The following is a 24,160-nucleotide window of genomic DNA, read 5'->3' as shown; positions in this document are numbered from 1 at the left end:
TTCTATTCCTGCACCACCTTCACCCCGTCCCGGATATTTCCTGACGGGTGAAGAATCACCAGGTCACCCTCATCAAGTCCCGAGAGCACTTCCGCCATAATTCCGTTGCTGTCTCCCGTTTCCACCTTCCTGTCCCGGGCCTTTCCTCCCCCGGCGGTGAAGACATGCCATTCCGTCCCCCGCCTGAAGAGGGCGCTGAGGGGCACCTGGAGAACCCCGCCGTCCGACCGGACCACGATCCGCACCACGATGCGGAACCGGTCTCCCAGACGATAGCCGGGGGGAACCGGATCGAGGATGTCGACACGGACCTTCACCCTCTGCTCCTCCACGCCGAGGGCTGACACCTTTGTGAAACCGCTCCGTTCAACGGCGGACACCCTGCCTCTCAGGGGCCTGTCTCCTCCCCAGCCCTCGATGGAAACGTCCATTCCGGGCACCACCCCGGCGGCATCGGCGGAAAAAAGATCCGTCTCGCCCTCCAGGTCGTCCGGATCCCCCACCTCGAGAAGGGGTGTTCCCGCCTGCACCGGCCTGGCGCTCTCCTCGAAGACCTTCAGCACGTACCCGTCCACGGGGGAAAGAATCCGCACCGGCTCGGAAGGCCTGCCCTTCTCCGGCCCCTGGATGAGGGAGGACCGGGCCTGTTCCGCATCGAATTCCGCCATGCGGAGGGCGAATTCCGCCGCCTTTGTCTCCCTCGAGAGAAGCTGCATCCTGTTTTCCGCTATGTCCCAGTCCTGCTTCGCGATGCCTCCGGAGGGCAGAAGGCGGTCTATCCGCTCGAACTGTTTTTTCGCCAGGTCGAAGCCCACCCTCGCCCGGTCCAGTTCGGCCTTCCTCATGGACCGGGCCGCCTCCGCCGCCCGGAGACGGGCTTCCCCTTCGGCGAGGGCCCTGGGGGAGAGAAGACCCGACGGTTCGGCATCGAGGACGGCAAGGACGGTCTCTCCCCGCCGGACGGGATCGCCGGCCCTGAGCACCGTCCTGTTCAGAAACCCCGCCACGGGGGAGGACACAGTGTACCGGCTCCGGATGGCCGTCTTTCCCTCTTCGGAGACGGTGACGGTGAAGGGGCCGGCGGCGATTTCCATGACCTTCACCGGAACGGGGGAGGGCCTCAGGAGTACGGCTCCCCAGGCCGCGGCGGCTATGGCGAGCAGCACGTACACAACCTTCCTGAGCAGTCTCCGGATCCTTCCCCTGCTGTTGTTGGTCCGTCCGGAATTCGTGTTCATTCCCCTAACCGTCCTTTCTTCATTCTCCTGATTTCAGCACGCCGAGCAGGTCCAGGGAGGCAATTCTCCTTGTCACCACGGCAAAGGAAAAGAGGGAGGAGAGCAGTACCGTGGCTGCGGCCATGACGTAGGTCCGCCCGGTGATGATCACGGGAAACCGCATGGTCTCGCTTCCCGCCGACTCCATGACGGCTTCGGTGAGCCACCGCCCCAGCACCAGCCCCGGCCCCACTGCCGCAAGGGTCAGCAGGGCGAGTTCCGAGACGAGAATTCCCGACACTTCCCGCCTGGTGAACCCGAGAACCCGGAGGGTGGCAAGGTCCCTTCCCCTCTCCGAAAGGGCGATCCTGGCGCCGTTGTAGATGACCCCGAAGGAGACGATGATGGAAAAAACATAGTAGATCGCCTGGGACAGGCCCATCATCTCGGCGGTGGTGCTGCGGAAATTCTCGAGCACGGCGGCGGTGGAGGCCACGGAAGCGATTCCGGGCGTTTTCTTCACCTCCGCGAGAAAGTCGTCCCACCGGAGGGAATCCACGGCCAGATAGGCCCCGCTCACCGTTCCCTCCTCGCCGAGGAGCTTCCGGAGGGCTTCGATTTCCATGTAGACCGCCACTCCGGCGTAATCGGACACTGTGCCGGAGAGCACCGTACGCACCACGGGCCGCCTCCCCTCCCTCACTTCCGCCGTCACCTCGTCCCCCGGGGCCAGCCCGAGAATTTCCGCCAGTTTTTCCGACATGAGGAGCCCTGCCGGCGGCAGTGCCATCTCCCTGCCGTCCCGGCCGAGAAGGCGGTTGAGCTCCGGATTTCGGGGAAGGCCCGTGACGGCGGTCCTCCACTTCCGGTGGCCCGTCCTCAGAACCACGGGAACGGCCCGGAAGGGCTCCGCGGAGAGCACCCCGGGAAAGCGTGCCAGGGCGGTGAAGGCCTCCGGCCCGCCGGGCTCGAGAAGAGCCGCCGTGGCATCCTGCCGCTGGGCGAGGGACCACTGGGATTCCATGAGGTACTCCACCCCGTCCGCCATGGCGCCGGGAAGGACGGGTATCGCCGCGGCCAGGGCCAGGCCGAGGGCGGTGAAAACGGCCTGCCATGGTCTCCGTTCCAGATTTCTGAGGGCCATCCGGAAAGAAGGGGGGACAAGCCTGTGGATTCCCATTTTTTCAAGGCGGGAGGGGGAGAAATCCGCCGGCGGCTCGGGCCGCATGGCCTCGGCGGGAGGGAGAGCAGCCGCCCGGCGCACCGCGCCGAGGACTCCCAGGGCGACGGCGGAGGCCGTGGCGCCGATCCCCGCCGCCAGTGCAGCCCAGTCCGGGATGAACTGGAGGTAGGGAAGCTGGAAAAACCGGTGGTAGAGGGAGACGAAAGCCCGCCCCGCCCACATGCCGAGGGTAAGGCTGAGGAGGGTGGCCGCGGCGGCGGGGACGAGGGCGAATTTCAGGAAATGGGCTCCCACGGAAAAGGGAGAATAGCCGAAGGCCTTCAGCTGGGCTATCTGCTGTCTCTGGAGCTTCACCAGGCGGGTCAGGGCGGCGCTGGTCATGAAGGCCGCCACGGCCAGGAACACCGCCGGGAAGGCCACGGAAAACCCCTTCAGCTGCCGTATCTCGTCCCTCATGAGCTTCGCGGAGGGGTGATCCTCCCGGTCGTAGGCCGTGAGCCCCCCGTAGGGTTCGAGCAGCCTGTCGATGCCGGCCTTGACCTCTTCTCCGTCGGCCCCCGGGGAGAGACGCACCGAGAGGCTGTTGAAGGCCCCTTCCAGGCCGAGGACCCGGGACAGTTCCCCGCTGTTCATCCAGAAGACGCCGAACCGCCGGGGATCCGGGAGCATCTCTCCCGCCCTGGTCTCGTAGATGAATTCCGGCGACATGGCGATGCCTGTGATCCGGAACCGCCGGCGGACCCCGTAGACCGTCCCCTCCAGCTCGTCGCCCGGCAGAAAGCCGTGGGCCCCGGCAAAGCCGCTGCTTACCGCTATCTCGTCCCTCCGGCCCGGTCCGGGCAGGCGTCCTGCCTTCAGGTGAAGAAGGTTCAGCCGCTGGGGACGGTCCTCCGGAAGGGAAAAGACCATGCCGTCCACGGGCTCCTTCATTCCAGGAATGTCCAGGTTCAGGACGCCCGTGACCCTGGTCTCCGCGGCGGCGATCCCGGGAAGGGACGAGAGGGCGGACTCCAGGGAAAGGGGCGCCCGTTTCAGCCCGCAGAAAACGTCGGCGAACCGGGAGGTGCCGTAGTAGGTCCGTTCCGTCTCCTCCAGGGAGACCACGAGCCCCCTGGCCATGATCATCATGGACAGGCCGCAGGCCATGACGAGGGCTATGGCGGTCATCTGCCCCTTCATCCCGGAGAGATCCCGGAGAAGCTTCCTGTCGATGGCCCTCATGGCCGTCACCAGGAGAGGGAACGTGCCGGCATGCGCCGTTCGTTCCCCCGGATGGACGTGATCTTCCCGGCGGAGAGAAAGATGACGCGGTCCGCCATGTCGGCGATGGCGGCGTTGTGGGTGATCACCACCGCCAGGGTTCCCAGTTCCCTGTTCACCTTTTCCACGGCCTCGAGGACGGTGATGCCGGTTTTGACGTCGAGAGCCCCGGTGGGTTCGTCGCACAGGAGGACTTCCGGGCGCTTCGCGATGGCCCGGGCGATGGCCACCCGCTGCTGCTGACCCCCGGAGAGCTGGGAGGGGAAATGGTCCATCCTGTCCCCCAGGCCGACGAGTTCAAGGGCTTCCTCGGGGCTCATGGGGTCCGGGGCGATTTCCGTGACCAGCGCCACGTTTTCCCTTGCGGTCAGGCTGGGAATGAGGTTGTAGAACTGGAAGACAAAGCCCACGGAATTCCTGCGGAAGGCGGTGAGCAGGTCCTCATCGGCCCCGGTGAGCTCGTCCTCCCGGTAGAAGAGCCGTCCTCCCGTGGGGATGTCCAGGCCGCCGAGGATGTTGAGAAGGGTGGACTTGCCGCTTCCCGACGCGCCCAGGAGCACCGCCAGCTCGCCGTCGAAGAGCTCGAGATCCACCCCGTCAAGGGCGCGGACCTCGGTCTGGGTTCCCTGGTGATAAAACTTTGTGATTGACGATGCCCGGAAGAGGGGAGTGCCCGTCCTTCCCTCGCCGGCTTCCCGTCCGGGAAAAATTTCGCGGTTCTCCATTCGGGTCCTCCTGCGGATTTCGCCGCGTCCCCCTTATACCCCATTGAAAATCGCCGGTCAACCTGCCGGAGCCCCTCCCCCATCCGGAAAAAGGCGGAATTTCCGTAATTATACCGACACAACATTCAGGGAACTGTTCGGAATTCAGGTGACCTCTCCCGTCTTGTACGGTATAATTATCCGACAAACAGAAAACAAGGGGGCTTTATTTTATGAAATTCCGTCCAGAGGTCAAACCGTTTCTTCTTGCTTCGGCGGCGTTCGGAGCGGTCATGTTCCTGCTGTTCATGCTCTTCGGCGTGTCCGGCGGCACGTCCCTGTTCCTCGGCCTGCTGCTGGCCAACCTTTCGGCTGGCTACATGCTCTTTTTCTTCCGGGATCCCGACAGGGCCACTCCGTCCGACCCGGGCCTGGTCGTCGCGGCGGCGAGCGGAAAGATTGCCAAGATCGCCGAGGTCTACGAAGGGGACTACCTGAAGACCGACACCGTGCGGATCAGCATCTTCCTCAGCCTGTTCGACGTCCACGTCAACCGCTTCCCCATCGGGGGGTACTCCACGTTCCTCGGATACTTCCCCGGAAAGAGGCTCTTCACCTTTGACGAGAAGTCCTCCGAGGTAAACCAGCACAACACCATCCTCGTCAGGGGAGAAGGAACCTCCTGCCTCATCACGCAGATCGTGGGCCCCGTGTGCCGGAGGGTGGTCTACTGGCTCCGTCCCGACAAGACGGTGTCCGTGAGGAGAGGGCAGCGGTTCGGCATGATGAAGTTCGGCTCCCGGCTCGACATGTACTTCCCCAAGGGGGATATCGAAATAGTTGCGAACATCGGCGACCAGGTTTCCGCAGGCCAGACGGTCATCGCCCGGATCGTGAAGAAGGAGAACCAGTAATCATGACGAAGGACCATCTCCAGAAGCTCCGGGCCATTGCCAACTGGCGCCGGATCATACCTACCCTGGTGACCCTTTCGGCGCTGTTCTTCGGCTTCGCCAGCATCCTTTCGACCCTGGAATCCATGCGGCTCGGCGTGCCGGCCCTCCTTGCCCGCTCCGCCCAGTACATCATGCTCGCCCTCATCCTGGACGGACTGGACGGCAACCTCGCCAGGTGGCTCAAGGGGTCCACCGACTTCGGCGCCGAGCTCGACACCTTCGTGGACTTCTCCGCCTTCGGAGCCGCCCCGGCGGTGCTGCTTTACGCCCTGCTGCTCCACGGGCCGAGCCCCTTCTGGAGGACCATCCTGCCCTCGGCCATTGTCTTCTCCGGGGCCCTGCGCCTCTCCAAGTTCCGGCTGAAGGATCCCCTCCGGGGTCAGGGAGGCTTCATCGGCCTTCCCATCACCGTCAACTCGTCCTGGATCGCCCTCTCAGCCTTCGCCGCCCAGGTCCTGTACCCGGACGACCACATCCTGGTCACGGGCCCGGTCTCCATGGTCTTCCAGTTCCTGATCATCGTCATGATCTCCCTGCAGCTTTCGAACCTCAGGTACCCCAAGCCCTCGAACAAGGTGAAATACTTCGCCCCGGCGGCCCTGGTGGTTCTTCTGCTGTGGATCCTCAGCGAAACCTACGCCGCGTGGATCGCCTCCATTCTCGTGCTGGGCTGCCTCGCCTACGTCCTTACGGGGCCCATGATCCACAAGCGGTCCGCACTGAAGCGGGCGGAGCACTAGCCCTGCCATGAAAGCAGTGGGAGTGGACCTCGGAGGACACAAGATCGCCGCCGCCCTCGTGGAGGACGGCCATATTCTCCGGCGGATCTCCGAGCCCACTTCCGGACGGGAACCCGACGGGATCCTCTCCCAGATCGCCGTCATGGTGAAATCCCTGGGCGCCTGCGCCGACTGCCCCGTGGGCGTAGGCATCCCCGGGGTGCTCGACGCTGACCGGGAAACGGCCCTTCTGCTTCCCAATTTCTCCGGCTGGAACGGCCTTCCCCTCCGGAAAATGCTCTCCTCGAAAATCGGCCTCCCCGTGGCCATGGAAAACGACGCCAACTGCCACGCCCTCGGCGAAGGCTGGGGAGGAGCCGCCGTCGGAATGGACGATTTCCTTCTCCTTGCCCTCGGAACGGGCATCGGAGGAGCCATCGTCACCGGCGGCCGTATTCTGAAGGGGTTTCACGGCATGGCGGGGGAGCCGGGACACCTGGTGGTGGGCTCGGGGGAACCCTGCGGCTGCGGCTCCCACGGGCACCTCGAGGGGATCAGCGGGGCGGACGCCCTGGAGCGCCAGGCCCGGGCAATGGGGCTGCAGCCGGACCTGAAGTACCTGTGGACCCGCAGGACCGACCCCGCGGTGGCGCCCCTCTGGGACAGGGGACTCGACCACCTCGCCAAGGGCATCGCCTCGGCGGTCCACCTCCTGGATCCCCAGGCCGTCATCCTCGGCGGGGGACTGAGCAGGGGAGAGAATTTTCTCGCCGTCCTCAGGCCGAGAGTGCTGGACTACCTTGCTGCCCCTTTCCGGAAGACCCTGGACCTCAGGCTGAGCCTCCTCGGGAACGACGCCGCCACCATCGGCGCTGCCGCCCTGACCCGAAGCTGACCGCCCCTCACGGCATTCTGTGCCGGCCGCTCCCGGCCCCGTCATGAAGCATCCTTCAGAATTGCGCCTTCCCCGGGACATACTCCGGGCTCCGCCGGTTTCCAGGCATCTCCTCGGCGTCCTTCCCCTGGACGGACGGTTCTCCCTTTCCGTGGGCACGGGCAGAATGGCGCTGGCCCGGGCCCTGGACTCCCTTCCGCCGGCTCGGATAACCGGACGGGCATGGCTGCCGTCTTTGTGCTGCGCCTCCCTGGCGCCTCCCTTTCTTTGCCGGGGATACCGCCTCTTCTTCTACTCCGATCCCTCGCGGACGCCTATTCCGGAACTGCTGCCGGGTGACGTGTTCCTGTACATTCACTTCTGCGGCTTCCCCAACCGCCCGGTGGAGGAAGCCCTTCGTTCCCTGCCCGCGGAAAGCAGGCCCGTCATCATTGAAGACTGCGTCCACGCCCTTTTTAGCCGGGGTGTGGGAACCTTCGGAGACTTCGCCCTGTACAGCTTCCGGAAATTTCTTCCCGTACCGGACGGGGGCCTGCTCACTTCCAGACTGCCCCTTGACGGAACGCTCGCCCCGCCCCTCGAGAGCTTTATCTCTGCAAAAACGGCGGGACTGATGACCGGAGAGCCCGCTTTCCTCCGGCAGGGGGAAAAGGCGCTCGACGGGGACGGCGGGACACGGGAGCCTTCGGCCATGGGAAGGCTGCTTCTCGACAGGCTTCCGTGGGAACCCATACCGGCAGCGCGGCGGAAAAACTATTCCTTCCTCGCCGTATTGCTGGGCCTGCCGGCCCTTCAGGACGGAACCGTGCCGCTCGGAGCCCCCTACAGGGTGGAAAGCGGAAAGGCCGAACTGGAGCGGCGCCTTCGGGCGGAAGGCTTCGAACCGCCCCTGTCGTGGGACGCCCCTCCGGGCACTCCTTCGGACGAAGCGGAAAAACTGGTGGTCCTTCCCTGCGGCGAGGGGCTGGAGGAAAAGGACCTGGAAGAGCTGGCCGCCGCCTGCAGGAGAAGGCTATAATGGAGCGGGGGACCGGCGGTCTCTCAAACACCAGACAGGCGAGGAGGCCCGTATCATGCCGGAAATATGCTCCCAGATCACGTTCTTTTACTACAAAGACCTGGCGAAAGCCGCGGACTTCTACGAGAGGATCATGGGCTTCGAACTGGCGGACGATCAGGGAACCTGCCGGATCTACAGGGTGCGGGAAAGCGCGTTCCTGGGGATAGTGGACGAGCGGTACGGCCACTGTTCCGCGCCGAAGAGCGAAAGCACCGTCCTGGCCACCTTCGTGGTGGACGACGTGAGGGAATGGTACGAACATCTCCGGAAGAACGGCGTCACGATTATCTCGGAGCTTCTCTCCAGGCCGGAGATACAGATCGAAGCCTTCTTCTTCGAGGATCCGGAAGGGTACGCCCTTGAGGCCCAGTCATTCCTGAACCCCGTCCTCAGGCCCGTCTTCGGACAGAGAGAGATTCTCTGAGAAATCCGGTCCGGTACATGAACAATCCCTCCAGCACTGCTTCCGGGTAAAAAAATTCGGTTGACATTTCCCTTTTCAGGGGATATGCTGAAAATACATCATCTGGTTGAGCTTGGCCGAGCAGCAACGTTGTTTTTTCACAAATTAATACCGGCAAAGGGACTCCTGTTCCCCGTGCCCGCCAACTACGAGAAAGACCGGATATGTCCGGATTTCTGCAGGCCCCAAAGATCTATCATGTCCATAAACTTTAAGGAGGGAAATGGCGTATGAGAAAATCGAAGTGGGTTATCGGAGTACTGGTGCTTTTTGTATGTGTTCTGGCAGCACAGGCGGCTTTCGCTGCCTACCCTGAAAAGCAGATTACCGTGCTTCAGGGGTTCAAGCCCGGAGGCGGCAGCGACACTCTCGCTCAGCTGACGCAGCCTTTTCTCGAGAAAGTTATCGGCCAGTCGTTCATCAATCAGTACATCCCCGGGGCTACCGGCGCAATAGCCTGGACCCAGCTAGCGAAGACCTCCAAAAAAGACGGCTACACTGTCAGCATTACCAACACCCCCATGCTTCAGACCAACTACATAATGAACCCGGAGATCACCTATAACATCTCGGAACTTGAGCCGCTTGCAAACGTTATTACGGACCCCGGCATCATTGTTGTGGGAAAGGACAGCCCGTACAAGACCGTGCAGGATTTCATGAACGCGGCAAAAGAAAACCCGGGCAAGATCACCGTGGGAAATTCCGGCGTGGGCGGAGATGACTTCTTCACCACTCTTATCGTTGAAAAAGCCACGGGCCTGAAATTCCAGATGATCCCCTTCGAAGGGGACGGCCCTTCCTGGCAGGCAGCCATGGGCGGAAAAATCGACGCGAGCTTCAACAACCTGGGAATCACTTACCCCCAGATAAAGGCCGGGAATCTCATTCCCCTGGCTCTTTTCGCCGAAAGCCGCTACGAACTCCTTCCCGATGTTCCCACCCTTAAGGAGCTCGGCTATAATGTCGTATCCGGCTCTTCAAGAGGCTACAGCGCACCCGGGGGAATCCCCGAGGAAGCGAAGAACACTCTCATTGAAGCCTTCAGGAAGATGGCCGAAATGCCTGAGTTCATAAAGGCCTGCAATGACAGGGCATCCATCATCGATATGAAGTTTGGCGATGAGTATAAAAAAATGCTCGAGGAACAGGAAGAAATGTTCAAGGTCATCTGGGAGGAAGTCAAGGCCCAGTATCAGGGCAAGTAGACACTGTCCCCCTGCAGAATGGAAGGCGCCGCGCAGTGTTGACGCGGCGCCTTTTACAACAGATCAGAACTTGACCCGGGACCGTTACGGTGATTTGCCGGAACGGCTCCTTTTCTTCTCCCGACAGGCTCCTCTTCGGCCCGGGAGGAAAAGCCACAGGAGGTAGCTGATTTGGGACACGTGCTGAAACACAGCCTTTTCGCCGTATTTACCTTTATTCTGGGAGGGTACTTTTTTTTCAAGGGCAACTCCATGCCCTCCAGCGCAGCCCTTTTTCCCCAGTTGGTTGCGGGACTGGTGTTCCTTTTTTCAGGGGCCATGGTTTTCAAGTCCCTGAAAGAAGCAAAAAACGGGGCAGGAGAACCCGCACCCCAATCTTGCGATGAACAAAAGATTCACGTTCCCCGGGTGATATTGTTCACAGCACTGATCGCCCTGTATATTTTTCTCATACCCCGAATAGGATATTTCGTGGCGACACCGCTCTTTATGGTCGTCACCTACATGTTCCTCAGGGCCATCGGCTTTTTCAGGGCCATTCTCGTCAGCCTGGGCTTCTCTGTGTTCATCTACGTTCTTTTTGTCTGGTTCCTGAAGCTTCCCATCCCCATGGGACTCCTGGAACGTTTCTTCGAAGTGTAGAGAGGGCGGTGTCCTTTCATGATCCTGGATAATATTCTTCTCGGCCTCTCGTCTGTCTTTACCGCGTACAACATGATTGCAGTGGCCGCAGGCACCGGACTGGGACTTCTTGTAGGAGCCATGCCCGGGCTTTCAGCCACAATGGCCATAGCCCTGCTCGTCCCCGTGACATTCGTTATGCGCCCGGAAACCGGCATCAGCATGCTGGCATCCATTTACATGGGGGCCATGTACGGCGGCTCCATCGCGGCGATTCTTGTCCGGACCCCCGGAACGCCTGCCGCCGCCGCGACCATTCTGGACGGATATCCCATGGCGCAGAGAGGCGAGGCCGGCAGAGCCCTCGGCATTTCGCTCTCCGCTTCCTTCTTCGGAGGATTGCTCAGTTCGATTTTTCTCCTCACCATTGCGCCCATACTCGGCGGAATAGCGGTAATGTTCGGACCTGTGGAACTCTTTTCCGTAGCAGTGCTCGGAATGACCATCATCGGTTCGCTTTCGCAGGGATCTGCGATCAAGGGACTTCTCGCCGGTTCCCTGGGACTTTTGTTTTCGACAGTGGGAATGGACTCCATAACCGGTATTCCACGGTTTACCCTGGGAAATATCAACCTTTTTTCCGGAATCCCCTTTACAGTGGCACTCATAGGCCTTTTTTCGATTCCCCAGGCAATCCGGCTCATCGAGAAGGATGAAGGAGCCGTGCAACGCATCAACTCCATTACCGACAGGATACTTCTTCCCTGGAAGGAAATCCGGCCCCTGATCCCCACCTTTATCCGCTCCGGGCTCATAGGGATCTTCACCGGCATCATACCGGGAACGGGCGGCGATACGGCATGCTGGTTCGCCTACAACGAGGCGAAACGGTTCTCGGACGACAAGGAGTCCTTCGGAAAGGGAAATCCCCACGGCCTTGCGGCTCCCGAAGCCGCGAACAACGCCGTCGTCGGGGGTGCGCTCATTCCTACCATCTCTCTCGGGATACCGGGCAGTTCATCAACGGCGGTGCTCCTCGGCGGGCTTATGATTCACGGAATCATGCCCGGGCCGACACTGATGACTGAATATGCTGGAGTCACCTACACCCTTCTCTGGGCCATCCTCCTCTCCAATTTCTTCATGCTTGCGGAAGGGATCCTGTTCACGAAAGCATGCATATTCGTGACGCGGGTCAGCAACAGGGTACTGTCGGTTGCAATCGTCGTGCTCTGCGTCATAGGCTCTTTCGCCATCAACAACAACTTCTTCGAGGTCGGGCTCATGTTCGCCTTCGGCATTCTCGGGTATTTCATGGACAAGCTGAAAATTCCGGTCGCACCCATGGTCGTCGGACTCATACTGGGGAGAATGCTTGACGTGAGTCTGCACCAGTCTCTTCTCATGAGCCAGGGGTCATGGATGATTTTCCTGACAAATCCCATTTCCGCAGTTCTGCTTGCGGTGGCACTCTTCTCACTGCTCCAGTCAACACCCATGTACACACGGTGGAGAACGTCGAAAAAGAAAGCCCGGGAGAAAAGCTGACCCGTAAAAAGAAAGGAGAAACGCACCATGGAAAAGACTATGCTCGGCCTCGTCACCAATCCCGACGGAGTCGTCGCACTCGAAGAAGTACCTGTTCCGAGGCTCGGGGAAAATCCCTACGCACCCCATGACGTTCTTCTCGAGGTGGAGTACTGCGGTATCTGCGGCAGCGACATCCACAAGTGGGGTGCCGGCAAGGAAGAAGCCGCGAAGGTTCTCCACCCGGAGCGCAAGGTTGTCCAGGGGCATGAAATCGTGGCGAAGGTCAGGGAGATCGGTCCGAAGGTCACCCGGGTGAAACCGGGGGACCGGGTCGTGTGCGAAATCGTGACGTTTTACTGCGGCCACTGCCCGGCCTGCCTCGAAGGCCGGTTCAACATCTGCAATACCCTCAAGCCCATGGATGGGAGAGCGCATTATGTAACCGGCGGGGGCTTTGCAAAATACACCGTGTGGCCGGAGTTCCAGCTTCATGTCCTCCCAGAAGATGTTCACCCGAAATCCGCCGTCCTCATGGAACCGACGGCAGGCTCTGTCCACAGCATCATCTCCAGGATGGGAGTCCGTGCGGGGGAGTCAGTGGCCATACTCGGCCCGGGTGCGAGGGGTATCCTGCTCATGCAGGTCTGCAGGGCGATCGGCGCGGGACCGATCTACATGAGCGGAGTGGACAGGGACGCCTCCTTCCGGCTCGCCACGGCGAAAAAGATGGGGGCCGACGAAGTGATCAACGTGGATAAGGAAGACATCCGGAAGCGCATCGCCGAACTCACGGGCAGCATCGGCGTGGACGTTGTGCTTGAAAATACCGGATCCGTGGAACCCATAGCGGAATCCCTCGATATCGTCCGGAAGGGCGGAAAGGTCCTCTGGGCCGGCGGGGGCATCCGCGGCGGCATAACCGCCCCCGTGGACACCCATAAGATCATCGTGAAGGAAATCGACGTCAAGGGAGAAATTTCCCAGATTCCCTACGACTGGAAGACGGCAATCCACCTCGTGGGAACGGGAAAGGTCATACTGGATCCGCTGGTGACCCATGAATTCCCGCTTGAAAAGTGGGAGGACGGCTTTAATCTTGCGGCGACCAGCCATGACTGCCTTCGAGTCGCCCTGAAAATCTGATCCGGAGAAAGGGAAAAAACATGTCGGCCATTGACCAGCTCCTCGACCCGATTCCCGTTCCCCGGATGGTGAAGGTGCGCCAGGCCTTCGACCGGCCCCGTGCGGGAAATCTTGAAGAAGAGCTCTCCAGACAACTGAAGGAAAGCGGATACCTGGCAAAAATCCGGCCCGGCTGGAAAGTGGCCGTAACCGCCGGCAGCCGGGGAATCACCGATATCGCTCTCATGCTGAAAATCCTCGTGAAAGAAATCCGGGCCGCGGGGGGAGATCCTTTCCTCTTTCCCGCCATGGGAAGCCACGGAGGGGCCACGGCTGAGGGACAGATCCATATCCTTCAGGGCATGGGAGTTACCGAGGAATTTGTGGGAGCTCCCATACGGGCCACCATGGAAACGGTCCAGCTGGGGACTTCCGCCAACGGACGCCCCGTGTACCTGGACAAGTATGCGAACGAAGCGGATGCCATCGTCGTCATCAACAGAGTGAAGCCTCACGTGGCCTTCCGTGGACCATGCGAGAGCGGACTGATGAAGATGATCACCATCGGAATGGGAAAGCAGAAAGGCGCAGACTTCGCCCACATGCTGGGTTTCGGGGAAATGGCGGAGACGGTTCCGGCCATCGCAAGGGTGACCATAGAAAAGAAAAACATCCTGTGTGCCGTGGCCATCCTGGAGAATGCCTATCACGAGACCGCAAGGCTTGAAGTGATGGGGAAAGAAATGATAGAGACCCGGGAGCCTGAACTTCTGAAGGAGGCGTGGAGCCTCTACCCGAGAATCTTCTTCGACGAGCTCGACGTGCTCATCCTTGACGAGATCGGGAAGGACATCAGCGGAACCGGCTTTGACACAAATATCGTCGGCCGCTATCACACCCCCTATGCCTCGGGCGGGCCGAAAATCACGAGGGTCGGCGTACTCGACGTGACTGACAAATCAAACGGAAACGCCAACGGACTCGGGATTTTGGACCTCACGACAAAGAGGGCTTTCGATAAATTCGATTTCGAGCAGACGTACCCGAATGCGCTTACATCAACAGTCCCCATGAGTGTAAAACTTCCCATGGTGCTGAAAAACGACCGCCAGGCCATACAGGCAGCCATAAAGATGAGCAACGTCATGGACCGCACCGCCGTGAGGATGGTGCGCATAAAGAACACAGTCCAGCTCGGGGAAATCGAAATCTCGGAAAACCTGGTGCCGTATGCGTCGAAGCATCCCAACCTTACGGTGACAGGCGAGCCCTACGAGCTTTCCTTCAACAGTGAGGGGAATCTCTTCTAGCTCTTCAGAAAGATCTTCAGAATTACACACAGAGAACAGCCCCCGTTTTTTCCGGGGGCTGTCTTGTCCCTACCAGCCGGTCAGTTCTCTTCTTCATCGTCCCGGAAGAGCCATATTGCCCCCTCGGACGCACATCCCACTCCCTTACGGTAAGCCGAGAGCACTCCCCCCAGCTTTCTTTCCGGGCGCTTCAGTTCCTGTCCCCGTTTTTCCAGTTCTTCCTCCGGCACATGGAGGGTCAGGCAATTCGTCTCCAGGTCAATCTCAATTAAGTCCCCGTCCTTAACGAGGGCTATCGGGCCTCCAACCCACGCTTCGGGAGCGATATGACCGACGCAGGGCCCCCGGGTAGCGCCCGAAAAGCGTCCGTCCGTTATCATGGCCACGGAGGTGTGAAGCCCCATTCCCACGAGCATAGCCGCCGGGATTGACAGCTCCCTCATTCCCGGACCGCCCTTCGGTCCTTCATATCGCACCACGAGCACTGAGCCCGGTTCGACTTTTTTGGTCAGGAGGAATTCCTTCACTTCTTCCTCGGAGTTGAAAACAACGGCAGGTCCCCTATGCCGAAACATCTTCGGATCAACGCCGCTCTTCTTCACCACAGCTCCCCTGGGGGCAAGGTTCCCGGAAAGGATCGAAAAACACCCGGCCGGATGGAGGGGATCGGAGAGAGGGCGGATTACCTCCCTGTCAACGGGGCCCCGGAAATCATCCAGTGCGTCGCCGAGCGTTCCTCCCATGGCGAGGGGGACGGAGAGATCAAGGTGCGGACGAATAGTCGAGAGGAGGGCAAGGACACCTCCGGCCCTGTGGTAATCGCTGATGTTTTTCTCCGCAGAGGGCTTGAATTTCGCCACCACCGGAACGGACGACTGTATTTCGTCGAACTTCTTCAAATCCAGTGGAATACCGAGAACCTTTGCGAGGGCCAGGGTATGAAGCACGCCGTTGGTTGATCCCCCGGCTGCTGAAATGTACCTGATTCCGTTGAGGAGGGACGCTTCACTCATGATCCCGGAGAAGGTAATTCCCTCACGGACCAGTTCGACCGCCCGCTCCCCGGCGTCCCGTGCCTGGCGCATCTTCCCGGCTTCGCAGAAGAGCATGGTCGCCGATCCGAAGGGAGCCGCCCCGGTCGCCTCCAGGAAGGTCCCCATGGTATTTGCAGTGCCGAACATGGAGCAGACTCCCCCGGAAGCGCAGAAGTGGGTCGTCCACCGTTCGAAGGTCTCATCATCTATGGAATTGCTGTTTCTCCTGCCTATGGCCTCTTTCACGTCGCAGGCCACATACTCCCGGCCTCCCTCGGCGTAGGGGATCATGGCCCCCGCGGTGATGAAAACGGTGGGGAGATTCAGCCTGGCGGCGGCCATGAGCATTCCGGGAATGATTTTATCGCATGAGGCGAGCATGACCATGCCGTCAAAGCCATGGGCTTCGACCATGGCTTCGATGGACCCCGCTATGAGGTCCCGCTGGGGGAGTATGTAGTGCATGCCGGGCCCCTGGGCGATCCCGTCGCACGGGGCGGGGACGTTGAACTCCCCGGGTGTCCCCCCTCCTGCCCAGATGCCCTCCTTCACGTACCGCGCAAGCTCAAGAAGGGGCTTGTGGCCGGGATTGACGTCCGTCCAGGAATTCACGACGGCGATGACAGGCTTTCGGAGATCCTTCGCCCTGTAGCCCGAACCGCTCATGAGCCCCACGTAGTAGGCCTCGGTTATTTCTTCAGGTTTTCTGCGCCCCACTATGATTCCGCTCCTTCCGGATACAGGTCTATACACATGTTCCGCAGCGCCAGAAACTGGACTCACAGTAGCCGAGGATTTCAGCCCTGGTCTGCTTCCCGTTGGCCACCGCGATGATCTCTTCGAAAATGGTCCCGCCCATATCGTCGATGGTCATCTCCTCTTCGAGGATGACACCCGCGTTGATGTCCATATTGTCCCTCATTTTGGAGAACGTCGAGGGGTTTCCTGTGACCTTGATGACCGGAGCTATGGGGTTGCCGACGGGAGTGCCGAGCCCTGTTGTGAACACGCAGATCTGGGCTCCCCCTGCCACCATTCCCGTGACGGAGTCCACGTCGAAGCCCGGAGTGTCCATCATGACAAGCCCTTTTTTCGTAGGAGCCGCGCCGTAGGGAAGGACTTCCTGGAGAACTGATGTTCCTGCCTTGTGCACGCAGCCCAGGGATTTTTCCTCAAGGGTCGTGAGCCCTCCCGCAATATTGCCCGGAGACGGGTTTCCTCCCCGGAGACTGGTCCCCATATCCAGAGCCCGCTGTTCCATCTGCCGGCATATGGAGCAGAGCTGCTCTCCAACTTCAGGGGACACGGACCGCGCCGCAAGGATGTGCTCAGCTCCGATGAGCTCGGTCGTCTCGCTCAAAATAACGGTGCCTCCCGCCCTGACAACCCTGTCGCAGGCAGAGCCCACGGACGGATTCGCAGCCACCCCGGATGTGGGGTCGGATCCGCCGCACTCTACTGCCACCACAAGGTCCGATACATCGCACGGAACTCTCTGCTCGAGGCTTGCCCTCGCCGCCAGGTCCATGGCCAGTCTTACTCCCTGGCTGACTGCATTCAGGCTCCCTCCTGCTTCCTGGATAACCACGCACTCCACTGGTTTTCCGCTTTCGGCAATTGCCGCCGCCACTTCTTTGGGCCGTGCTGTCTCGCACCCAAGCCCGACCACCAGAACGGCAAAAACGTTGGGATTCTTTCCCAGCCCGACAAGAGTATCAATGGTCATTCTGGCATCCCTGCCTATCTGCCCGCACCCCAGGTGATTCTGCAGCGCTACCGTTCCCTGGACCTGCATGGCGATCATCCGCGCGGTCTCTGCTGCACACACCACCGAAGGGAGAATAAGCACCTTGTTCCTGACGCCCACTGACCCGTCCGGTCTCCTGTATGCCATAATCTTCTTCACTGTTCTACCCCCTCAGGCTCTTTACGTTGTGAACATGCACATATCCGCCCGATGCAATGTCTTCCGCGGCTTCTCCGATGCTTTCTCCGTACTTGATCACTTTTTCGCCCTGCCGGATATCCCTGAGGGAGAACTTGTGATACCGGGGGATATCCTCCCTGATCTCAAGAACCAGGGATCCAAGAGCCACTGAGTCACCTTTTTTCAGAGGCTTCAGCGCAACCGCCACGCTGTCCCTTTCGGAAATCTTCAGCGCGTCCCTTGATGCCATAAATATCCTCTCCATTCTGCGGGGGTGTCTTCAAAGGAAAAACAGTTAAAAACCGCTCCCTGACAATCTTTCCGCTGTCATTTCCAGAGCGGGGGCACTTTCTGTGCTCGGCCTTGCTCGACCAATTGCGTCCAGTATCGTATCATATTGATATTCAGGGAGCAATTTTATACTGTATAGTATGGTTTCCTTCAATGCAGACCATAAGCGGAAAGAGGCGCAGCGGAGATGAACGACGTCAAAAGGGAACTGATCAGGCAGATTTACACGGCCCTCCAGGCAGGGGACATAACAAAAAACGGCATGCTTCTCCCCGAAAGGGAACTGGCCGAATATTTCCAGGTGAAGCGGTCTTTCATGAGGGAGGCATTGATTGCCCTTGAAGCCCTGGGAATCATCGACATCAGGGAGCGGCAGGGCATGTTCGTGGGAGGAAAGGGAACCCGGAACGTTCTGGACAGCCTGAATCTCCTCACAGTATGGCCAAGCGACGCCATCGCCCAGGTCTTCGAGCTGAGAACAATGATTGAAGGCCCCACCGCTGCCTTTGCTGCACTCCGGAGGAACGAGCGCAACATGGCAAAAATCCAGGGAGCCCTTGAACAGCTGTACTCCCTTCGGGAAAACAACCATCCCGAGATCGGCTCACTTGGGGTTCAGTATAACGCCATTCTTCACACCGCCATTGTTGAAGCGGCCCACAATCCCGTTCTTCTTCGGGTGTACGAAGGAACCTCCCGTCTGTACACGGAAGGCATTGTCTCCGTGGGAAACCGGGAAAGGGAAAAGCTCCCCTACGAAAAGTGGCCGGACCAGGTGTACTCCGAACACCGGAATATTGTGAACGCTATCAGGAGAGGGGACCCGGAAGAGGCCCGGACCATGGCGGTACGCCATCTTGAAAATTCCAGGGACCGGATCCAGGGGATACTCTCAGGTACCGCCCGGGAAGCGGATCAGAAAATCACCTCATCCTTCCGCCGGCAGGAATGACCAGAGATACCAGGTAGACCGCCGACGCCACCAGGATGATCACCGCCCCCGCGGTGAGGTTGAACCGCACGGCCAGGGCGAGCCCCCCGAGGGAGAAGGCGGCGCTGAGGAGGCAGGAGACCCCCATCATGGTCCAGAGGGACCTGGAATATTTTTCCGCCACCGACGGGGGGATGGTCAGCAGGGCGATCACCAGGATAAGCCCCACCACCCGGATGATGAGCACCACCGCCACGGAGATGAGCACCACCACCACGAAATGGAGCAGTGTCACCGGCACGCCCCTCGTCCGGGCGAAATCCTCGTCGTAGGAGAAGGCGGCAATTTCGCGGCTCCAGAGCATCCCGACGAACAGGGTCACCGCCAGCAGCCCCGCCATGAGCAGCAGGTCCTCCCGGGCCACGGTAAGGATGCTGCCGAAGAGGTAGCTCATAAGATCCGAACCGTAGCCCGGGGTGAGGTCTGCGAAGATGATCCCCGCCGCCATGCCGGCGGCCCAGATGACGCCGATGATGGCATCCGCCCGGGAGGCCTTCTTCAGCATGACCCAGGCCATGAGCAGGGCCAGGGCCAGGGAGAACCCCACGGCGCCCAGCCTGGGGGAAAACCCGAGGAAAAGGGCGAGTCCCACCCCGCCATAGGCCGCGTGGGCCACACCCCCGGCGAGGATCACGTACCGCTTCACCACCACCATGGTCCCAAGGATGCCGCACAGGCCGCTGCAGAGCAGGGCGGCCCAGAGGGCGTTCCGCATGAACTCGAACTGCAGCAGGTCAGTCATGGCTGCACCCCTCCCCGCCGTGATCATGGTCGTGGACGGCCAGCACCCGGTGGGGGATTCCGTGGGCCACGAGCTCCACGGGACACCTTCCCCAGACCTGCTCCATGGCATCGGGACCGATTTCCGCCGAGTCGTGGTAAAACACCTTCCGGTTGACGCAGGCCACGGCGGTGGCATGGGCGGAGACGGCGGACATGTCGTGACTTACCATCACCACCGTAAGCCGACCGCAGAGCTCGCCCAGCAGGGTCAGCAGCATGTCCCTGGTCTCGGGGTCGATGCTCGCCAGAGGTTCGTCGAGAAAGAGGACGCCGGGATCCGAAGCCAGCCCCCTGGCTATGAGCACCCGCTGCCGCTGCCCCTGGGACAGCTCGCCCATGGACCGATCCGCCAGGGACTCCATCTTCAGGGCCTTCAGCGCCTCCATGGCCGCCTCCCGGTCCTTTCTTCCGTAAGAAAGCCTCCCCCCCGGAAACCCGAGCCTCCCCTGGAGCGCCACCTCAAGGGCAGTGATGGGGAAGTCCCTGTTCCGCCCCGTGTCCTGGGGGACGTATCCCGCCACGGATCGGTCCTCTCCCGGTTTTTTTCCGAAGACGGAGATGGTTCCCGACTCCGGAACGAGCAGCCCCAGGGCGAGCTTCAGCAGGGTGGTCTTGCCTCCGCCGTTGGGGCCGATGATAATCAGGAATTCCCCTTGCGGAACGGAAAAGGTCACGTCCCGGAGCACGGGGTCCGTTCCGTAGGAAAAATTCACGCCCCGGAACGAGAGGGCGTTTTTCGTTTCGGCCATGACATCACGATTCCTTCCTTTTTCAGTCCGCGGGTTCCGGCACATTCCGCTCCGGCTCCTTTTCCCGCGGCACCGCCGCAAGTGTACCCCACTTCGGACCCGGTTGAAAGGGCTGAAGATGAGGTAAAATAGCAGTGTTTCAACCTTCAAAAGAACGGGGGAGATATCATGAAGGTCATTCTCGACGAAGCGCGGGCTCTGTCTGAAGAGATCACCGCGTGGCGGCGCTCGCTTCACGAAATTCCGGAACTGGGTCTTGAAACGCCGAAAACCGCCGCTTTTATCGTGCAGGAACTGAAGAAAATGGGGGCGGAGGATATTCGGGAAAAAGTGGGAGGGTGGGGCGTGACAGCCCTCGTCAAAGGGGCCCTTCCCGGAAAGACGCTGGCCGTGCGGGCCGACTGCGATGCCCTCCCCATCAAGGAAGAAACCGGGCTTCCCTTCGCTTCAAAGAACGGCCTCATGCACGCCTGCGGCCATGACGCCCACACCGCCATGGCCCTGGGCGCCGCGAAGCTCCTTCTCGCTCGAAAGAGCGAGCTTGCCGGCACGGTGAAGTTCATCTTCCAGCCGGCGGAAGAAAACGTCCTCGGAGCGAAGGCCATGATTGACGACGGCGCCCTTGAAAACCCTGCCGTGGACGCCCTCATCGGCCTCCACACTGGCTGCCTCTGGAAGGACATCGGCTTCGGCGAGATCGGCGTCCGGTACGGGTCCCTCATGGCGGCGGTGGACCGGTTCATCATCACCTTCAAGGGCAAGGGCGGCCACGGGGCCACCCCCCATCTTGCCGTGGACCCGGTGACCATGACATCCACGGCGGTTCTGGAGCTCCAGACCATCCTCAGCCGGGAGCTTTCGCCCCTCGACCCGGCGGTGCTCACCATCGGGCGCATCGAGGGCGGCAGGGCGTTCAACATCATCGCCGAGAGCTGCACCATCGAGGGAACCGTCAGGACCCTCAGCCCCGCCACCCGGGCCTTCGTGGAGGAGCGGATCCGAGCCATCGCGTCCAGGGTCGCCGAGGGAATGCGGGGCGAGGCGGAAGTGAAATACGAGGCCGGCCCTCCCGCCCTGATCAACGACACGGAGTTCACGAAAAAGTTCCAGGTCTTCGCCGCCGGCGTCGCCGGGGCCGACAAGGTGAAGGAAATCTCCGAGCCCACCATGGGAGGGGAGGACGTGGCCTTCTTCCTGGAAAAAGTGCCGGGCACCTTCTTCGTCCACGGATCGTGCAACCCGGACAAGGGGCAGGTCTACCCCCACCACAACCCGAAATTCGACATCGACGAGGATGCCCTTCCCCTGGGAAGCGCCCTCTTCGCCGGTTTCGCCCTCACCTGGCAGAAGTAGCGGAAAGAGAAAAGAGAATAACTCCCGCCCCCGGATTTCGTTCCTCCGGGGGCTTTTTGGTATGATATAATAGTGAACGAAATATCATATCAAGCGAGGTGTTGTTCATGTCCAGAATCATGATCGCCCCGGGAAAGTACATCCAGGGCTACGGAGAACTGAAGCGGCTGAAGGACCACATCGGCGCCATGGGGAACAGATTCCTCGTTCTTCTCAGCAGGGGAGGACTGGGCCGTCTTGAGAGCACCCTCAAGGCCGGCTTCCGGGGGAACGAATCCGCCCTTGTGTTCGAGATTTTCAACGGAGAATGTTCAAAGACCGAAATCGACCGGATCCGGGCCGTCTGCCGGGACAAGAAGTGCGACGCCGTTATCGGCGTGGGCGGAGGGAAGATCCTCGACACCGCCAAGGCCGTGGCCTACTATGAAAAAACGCCCGTGATCATCGTCCCCACCATAGCGTCCACCGACGCGCCCTGCAGCGCCCTGTCGGTGATCTACACGGACGAAGGCGTCTTCAGTGAATACCTCGTCCTGCCGAAGAACCCCGACGCGGTGCTTATGGACACCGAGGTCATCGTCAACGCCCCCGCCCGGCTGCTCGTCTCCGGCATGGGAGACGCCCTGGCCACGTACTTCGAGGCCCGGGCCTGCATCGCCGCCGACAAGACCAACATGCCCGGCGGACACGCCACAAAGGCTGCCCTCGCCCTGGCGGAACTCTGCTACGACACCCTCCTCGAAGACGGCCTCAAGGCCCTTCTCGCCGTGGAAACCGGGAGCTGCACGAAGGCCGTGGAAAACATCGTGGAGGCCAACACCTTCCTCAGCGGCCTCGGCTTCGAAAGCGGCGGGCTGGGCGCCGCCCACGCCGTCCACAACGGCTTCACCGTGCTGGAGGAGTGCCACGGACTCTACCACGGGGAGAAGGTCGCCTTCGGGACGCTGGTGCAGCTCGTCCTCGAGAACGCCCCCGAGGACGAACTGGAGGAGGTCATGGGCTTCTGCGCCTCCGTGGGACTGCCCGTGACCCTCGAGGAAATGGGCGTGAAGGAAGCGGACCGGGTCAGGATCATGGACGTGGCCAGGGCCGCCTGCGCCCCCGGCGAGACCATCCACAACATGCCCTTCGCCGTTTCACCTGAGGACGTGTGCTCCGCCATCCTCGCCGCCGACGCCCTCGGACGGCACTTCCTGGCCTAGCCCGGAAAACACCTTTCCAGGAACCGACCGGCCCTCCCGAAGTTTCGGGAGGGCTTTTTCATACCTTGGTTTTCAATTTCTATTTTGCACCAAACAGTTCGTGAAATGCCCGGTCACCGGGGGATCAAGCCTGAAAATCATTCCGCCGGAAGAAGACACAAAAAAACAGGAAAGTTGGCTCAAGGCAGAGGAAAAGAAGCTGGCAAAAAATCCGAGAAACAGCGAAACTGCCTGCGGCGAATGAAGAGAAGTGACGGGGAAATACTCTGGATGACCCAAAACGAAATGGTTGCTCTCTTCCCGTGCCCCTCTGATAAAGTCTCACTCTCTCCTCTTTTCAAACATCCACCAAGAGGGAGAACTTGCACCTTAACCAACTACCGAGGATTCCTCGGTAGTTGGTTAAGGGATAAGACAGTCAGAAGAACCACTGTTTCAAACTTGAAACGGTGATTTCAGTAAGTTGCCGGGGAAAAAGCCTGATTGGAGTTTCAGGAAAAGCTCATCTGCAAGAAACCTTGCGAAATGGGATGCCAAAAAGAACAGGCAAATCTTTAAGACTTGCCTGTTCCCAATTAGTTTTTCTCTATTTCTTCAGAAGAAGAAGGAATGGGAAAAGAAGCAATGCGGCTACAGGAGAAATAGACACCGTGTTGCAGCCCCCGCCCCCACCGCCTCCACCATTATCTCCGCCACCTCTTGTATATGTATAATTCGCTTCGACGATTCCGTCAAGGGCCTTCCCTCTTCGTATTGAAGTTGTCCTTGAGGAACTTTCTATGGAAAAAGCCTCTCTATTGTCCCGAAAGACAACTGGGAAGTTTTTTGACGTGATACGAATTCCCCCATCTAGCTCATCACGACTAATAGTATGGGAGTCTGTAAACAGCAAATTACCTGCCCCGTCCCGTACTTCGCCGGCGTAAGACATCCCGACAACGATCTCGTAACCTTCCGAATCAACAATCGTAGAAAAAGTAGATTGGCCTCTATCTGTTACTCTCATTCCTTGCGATGTCCCTGTTTCATACCACATTCCTGTTCCCGAAACATTCCAAGTCCCCCCAATACTCGGTATGGAGCTAGGGGGTTCTATTGCGGGAACCGAGTTTCTTGTAAAGGTATAATCCGCCGAAACCCATCTTCCTTCAATAACCCCAGTTCTATGAGCTGAGGCGAGAACTCCGCTTTGAAGAGAAATATTGTATTGATTACTGTCGAGACCAATAATAATGTCGGTCATTGAGTCTACTACAATACCTGCGCCCAGCTCAACGTCAAGAGTGTAACTGTCTCTTAAAAGGAGATTGCCACTCCCATCCCGTATTATTCCCTCGTAGAAGAATTTTGTAATAACTTCATATCCAGCGTTATTGATGTATGAAACCAGAGTGACTGTTCCACTGTCAGTGACTGGAGTGCTACCCCAATAACCTGAACCAGAAAGATTCCAAGTGCCACGAATCAGGGGAATAGCGCCTGGTGACGAGTTAAACTCATATCTGGTGTATGGACTTTGAAAAATAAGTGGCGTATCCTGCCGATTGGGCTAGCAGGCTCACAATCGACATTGGAGGGATAC

General features: G+C 60.0%; 22 protein-coding genes. 13 read left to right on the top strand and 9 right to left on the bottom strand.

Translation table 11 applies throughout. The features are described from left to right. Positions 1-2: 2 nt before the first annotated feature. From C8D99_RS11850 to C8D99_RS11840, 3 genes are read right to left on the bottom strand one after another with little or no spacing between them, the layout of a single operon-like run. Positions 3-1,238, bottom strand: a complete 1,236-nt coding sequence (locus C8D99_RS11850; protein ID WP_133958557.1) for an efflux RND transporter periplasmic adaptor subunit — start codon at positions 1,236-1,238, stop codon at positions 3-5. 19 nt (positions 1,239-1,257) lie between these two features. After that, positions 1,258-3,621, bottom strand: coding sequence for an ABC transporter permease (locus C8D99_RS11845; protein ID WP_133958632.1), 2,364 nt, complete (start codon positions 3,619-3,621; stop codon positions 1,258-1,260). A 5-nt stretch (positions 3,622-3,626) separates the two neighbouring features. Beyond that, entirely contained in the window at positions 3,627-4,385 is a 759-nt protein-coding gene (locus tag C8D99_RS11840; protein ID WP_133958555.1) for an ABC transporter ATP-binding protein, read from the bottom strand. 212 nt (positions 4,386-4,597) lie between these two features. Between C8D99_RS11840 and C8D99_RS11835 the strand changes: the two genes are divergently transcribed. From C8D99_RS11835 to C8D99_RS11790, 10 genes are all read left to right on the top strand, one after another. Beyond that, a complete protein-coding gene (locus C8D99_RS11835; protein WP_133958553.1) occupies positions 4,598-5,278 on the top strand; it encodes a phosphatidylserine decarboxylase in 681 nt (226 codons plus the stop codon). Between the two features lie 2 nt (positions 5,279-5,280). After that, positions 5,281-6,060: a CDP-alcohol phosphatidyltransferase family protein gene (locus C8D99_RS11830; protein WP_133958551.1), complete on the top strand. Its 780-nt coding sequence runs from the start codon at positions 5,281-5,283 to the stop codon at positions 6,058-6,060. A gap of 7 nt (positions 6,061-6,067) precedes the next feature. After that, on the top strand, positions 6,068-6,934 hold the full coding sequence (locus tag C8D99_RS11825) for an ROK family protein (RefSeq protein WP_133958549.1): 867 nt from the start codon (positions 6,068-6,070) through the stop codon (positions 6,932-6,934). A 43-nt stretch (positions 6,935-6,977) separates the two neighbouring features. Then, the gene (locus C8D99_RS11820; protein ID WP_133958547.1) at positions 6,978-7,952 is read left to right on the top strand and encodes a PLP-dependent aminotransferase family protein; all 975 of its coding nucleotides are present in this window, start codon (positions 6,978-6,980) and stop codon (positions 7,950-7,952) included. A 55-nt stretch (positions 7,953-8,007) separates the two neighbouring features. After that, a complete protein-coding gene (locus C8D99_RS11815; protein WP_133958545.1) occupies positions 8,008-8,418 on the top strand; it encodes a VOC family protein in 411 nt (136 codons plus the stop codon). Between the two features lie 269 nt (positions 8,419-8,687). After that, on the top strand, positions 8,688-9,665 hold the full coding sequence (locus tag C8D99_RS11810) for a tripartite tricarboxylate transporter substrate binding protein (RefSeq protein ID WP_133958543.1): 978 nt from the start codon (positions 8,688-8,690) through the stop codon (positions 9,663-9,665). A gap of 180 nt (positions 9,666-9,845) precedes the next feature. Next, positions 9,846-10,307 carry a tripartite tricarboxylate transporter TctB family protein gene (locus tag C8D99_RS11805; protein WP_208321175.1) on the top strand — a complete coding sequence of 154 codons (462 nt, stop codon included), beginning with the start codon at positions 9,846-9,848 and terminating at the stop codon, positions 10,305-10,307. Between the two features lie 18 nt (positions 10,308-10,325). Then, positions 10,326-11,834 carry a tripartite tricarboxylate transporter permease gene (locus tag C8D99_RS11800; protein WP_133958539.1) on the top strand — a complete coding sequence of 503 codons (1,509 nt, stop codon included), beginning with the start codon at positions 10,326-10,328 and terminating at the stop codon, positions 11,832-11,834. Between the two features lie 27 nt (positions 11,835-11,861). After that, positions 11,862-12,959, top strand: coding sequence for a zinc-dependent alcohol dehydrogenase (locus C8D99_RS11795; RefSeq protein ID WP_133958536.1), 1,098 nt, complete (start codon positions 11,862-11,864; stop codon positions 12,957-12,959). Between the two features lie 20 nt (positions 12,960-12,979). Further along, positions 12,980-14,248, top strand: coding sequence for a nickel pincer cofactor-dependent isomerase, group 22 (locus tag C8D99_RS11790; protein ID WP_133958534.1), 1,269 nt, complete (start codon positions 12,980-12,982; stop codon positions 14,246-14,248). A gap of 80 nt (positions 14,249-14,328) precedes the next feature. Here the strand turns inward: C8D99_RS11790 and ilvD are convergent, their stop codons facing one another. The 3 genes from ilvD to C8D99_RS11775 are packed head-to-tail and all read right to left on the bottom strand — an operon-like array spanning position 14,329 to position 17,459. Continuing rightward, entirely contained in the window at positions 14,329-15,999 is a 1,671-nt protein-coding gene (ilvD, locus tag C8D99_RS11785) for a dihydroxy-acid dehydratase (protein WP_243833916.1), read from the bottom strand. A gap of 28 nt (positions 16,000-16,027) precedes the next feature. Then, positions 16,028-17,188, bottom strand: coding sequence for a UxaA family hydrolase (locus tag C8D99_RS11780; RefSeq protein ID WP_243833915.1), 1,161 nt, complete (start codon positions 17,186-17,188; stop codon positions 16,028-16,030). 4 nt (positions 17,189-17,192) lie between these two features. Next, positions 17,193-17,459, bottom strand: coding sequence for a UxaA family hydrolase (locus tag C8D99_RS11775; RefSeq protein WP_166670164.1), 267 nt, complete (start codon positions 17,457-17,459; stop codon positions 17,193-17,195). A gap of 228 nt (positions 17,460-17,687) precedes the next feature. On the opposite strand from C8D99_RS11775, the gene C8D99_RS11770 reads away from it, so the two are divergent. Then, complete coding sequence (locus C8D99_RS11770) at positions 17,688-18,452, top strand: FadR/GntR family transcriptional regulator (protein ID WP_133958530.1); 765 nt, start codon at positions 17,688-17,690, stop codon at positions 18,450-18,452. Here the strand turns inward: C8D99_RS11770 and C8D99_RS11765 are convergent. Together C8D99_RS11765 and C8D99_RS11760 are read right to left on the bottom strand one after the other, a co-directional pair. After that, positions 18,424-19,233, bottom strand: coding sequence for a metal ABC transporter permease (locus C8D99_RS11765; protein ID WP_133958528.1), 810 nt, complete (start codon positions 19,231-19,233; stop codon positions 18,424-18,426). The two genes, C8D99_RS11770 and C8D99_RS11765, sit on opposite strands and share 29 nt — an antisense overlap. Continuing rightward, a complete protein-coding gene (locus C8D99_RS11760; RefSeq protein WP_133958526.1) occupies positions 19,226-20,023 on the bottom strand; it encodes a metal ABC transporter ATP-binding protein in 798 nt (265 codons plus the stop codon). Before C8D99_RS11760 ends, C8D99_RS11765 begins: the two co-directional genes overlap by 8 nt. Before the next feature lie 168 nt (positions 20,024-20,191). On the opposite strand from C8D99_RS11760, the gene C8D99_RS11755 reads away from it, so the two are divergent. Both C8D99_RS11755 and C8D99_RS11750 read left to right on the top strand, forming a co-directional pair. After that, positions 20,192-21,376, top strand: a complete 1,185-nt coding sequence (locus C8D99_RS11755) for a M20 metallopeptidase family protein (protein ID WP_133958524.1) — start codon at positions 20,192-20,194, stop codon at positions 21,374-21,376. A gap of 107 nt (positions 21,377-21,483) precedes the next feature. Beyond that, entirely contained in the window at positions 21,484-22,578 is a 1,095-nt protein-coding gene (locus tag C8D99_RS11750) for a glycerol dehydrogenase (RefSeq protein ID WP_133958522.1), read from the top strand. Positions 22,579-23,164: 586 nt separating this feature from the next. Here the strand turns inward: C8D99_RS11750 and C8D99_RS11745 are convergent. Next, a complete protein-coding gene (locus C8D99_RS11745) occupies positions 23,165-23,821 on the bottom strand; it encodes a hypothetical protein (protein ID WP_133958520.1) in 657 nt (218 codons plus the stop codon). Positions 23,822-24,160: the final 339 nt, after the last annotated feature.

This window comes from Aminivibrio pyruvatiphilus, assembly GCF_004366815.1.
GTDB lineage: Bacteria > Synergistota > Synergistia > Synergistales > Aminobacteriaceae > Aminivibrio > Aminivibrio pyruvatiphilus.
The sequence above is the reverse complement of the archived record's forward strand: the minus strand, read 5'-3'. Positions and strand labels throughout refer to the sequence as shown.

Coding starts and splice junctions, on each gene's coding strand:
- C8D99_RS11850 (WP_133958557.1), bottom strand. CDS start 1,238: ATGAACACGAATTCCGGACGGACCAACAACAGCAGGGGAAGGATCCGG.
- C8D99_RS11845 (WP_133958632.1), bottom strand. CDS start 3,621: ATGAGGGCCATCGACAGGAAGCTTCTCCGGGATCTCTCCGGGATGAAG.
- C8D99_RS11840 (WP_133958555.1), bottom strand. CDS start 4,385: ATGGAGAACCGCGAAATTTTTCCCGGACGGGAAGCCGGCGAGGGAAGG.
- C8D99_RS11835 (WP_133958553.1), top strand. CDS start 4,598: ATGAAATTCCGTCCAGAGGTCAAACCGTTTCTTCTTGCTTCGGCGGCG.
- C8D99_RS11830 (WP_133958551.1), top strand. CDS start 5,281: ATGACGAAGGACCATCTCCAGAAGCTCCGGGCCATTGCCAACTGGCGC.
- C8D99_RS11825 (WP_133958549.1), top strand. CDS start 6,068: ATGAAAGCAGTGGGAGTGGACCTCGGAGGACACAAGATCGCCGCCGCC.
- C8D99_RS11820 (WP_133958547.1), top strand. CDS start 6,978: ATGAAGCATCCTTCAGAATTGCGCCTTCCCCGGGACATACTCCGGGCT.
- C8D99_RS11815 (WP_133958545.1), top strand. CDS start 8,008: ATGCCGGAAATATGCTCCCAGATCACGTTCTTTTACTACAAAGACCTG.
- C8D99_RS11810 (WP_133958543.1), top strand. CDS start 8,688: ATGAGAAAATCGAAGTGGGTTATCGGAGTACTGGTGCTTTTTGTATGT.
- C8D99_RS11800 (WP_133958539.1), top strand. CDS start 10,326: ATGATCCTGGATAATATTCTTCTCGGCCTCTCGTCTGTCTTTACCGCG.
- C8D99_RS11795 (WP_133958536.1), top strand. CDS start 11,862: ATGGAAAAGACTATGCTCGGCCTCGTCACCAATCCCGACGGAGTCGTC.
- C8D99_RS11790 (WP_133958534.1), top strand. CDS start 12,980: ATGTCGGCCATTGACCAGCTCCTCGACCCGATTCCCGTTCCCCGGATG.
- C8D99_RS11775 (WP_166670164.1), bottom strand. CDS start 17,459: ATGGCATCAAGGGACGCGCTGAAGATTTCCGAAAGGGACAGCGTGGCG.
- C8D99_RS11770 (WP_133958530.1), top strand. CDS start 17,688: ATGAACGACGTCAAAAGGGAACTGATCAGGCAGATTTACACGGCCCTC.
- C8D99_RS11765 (WP_133958528.1), bottom strand. CDS start 19,233: ATGACTGACCTGCTGCAGTTCGAGTTCATGCGGAACGCCCTCTGGGCC.
- C8D99_RS11760 (WP_133958526.1), bottom strand. CDS start 20,023: ATGGCCGAAACGAAAAACGCCCTCTCGTTCCGGGGCGTGAATTTTTCC.
- C8D99_RS11755 (WP_133958524.1), top strand. CDS start 20,192: ATGAAGGTCATTCTCGACGAAGCGCGGGCTCTGTCTGAAGAGATCACC.
- C8D99_RS11750 (WP_133958522.1), top strand. CDS start 21,484: ATGTCCAGAATCATGATCGCCCCGGGAAAGTACATCCAGGGCTACGGA.
- C8D99_RS11745 (WP_133958520.1), bottom strand. CDS start 23,821: ATGACCGACATTATTATTGGTCTCGACAGTAATCAATACAATATTTCT.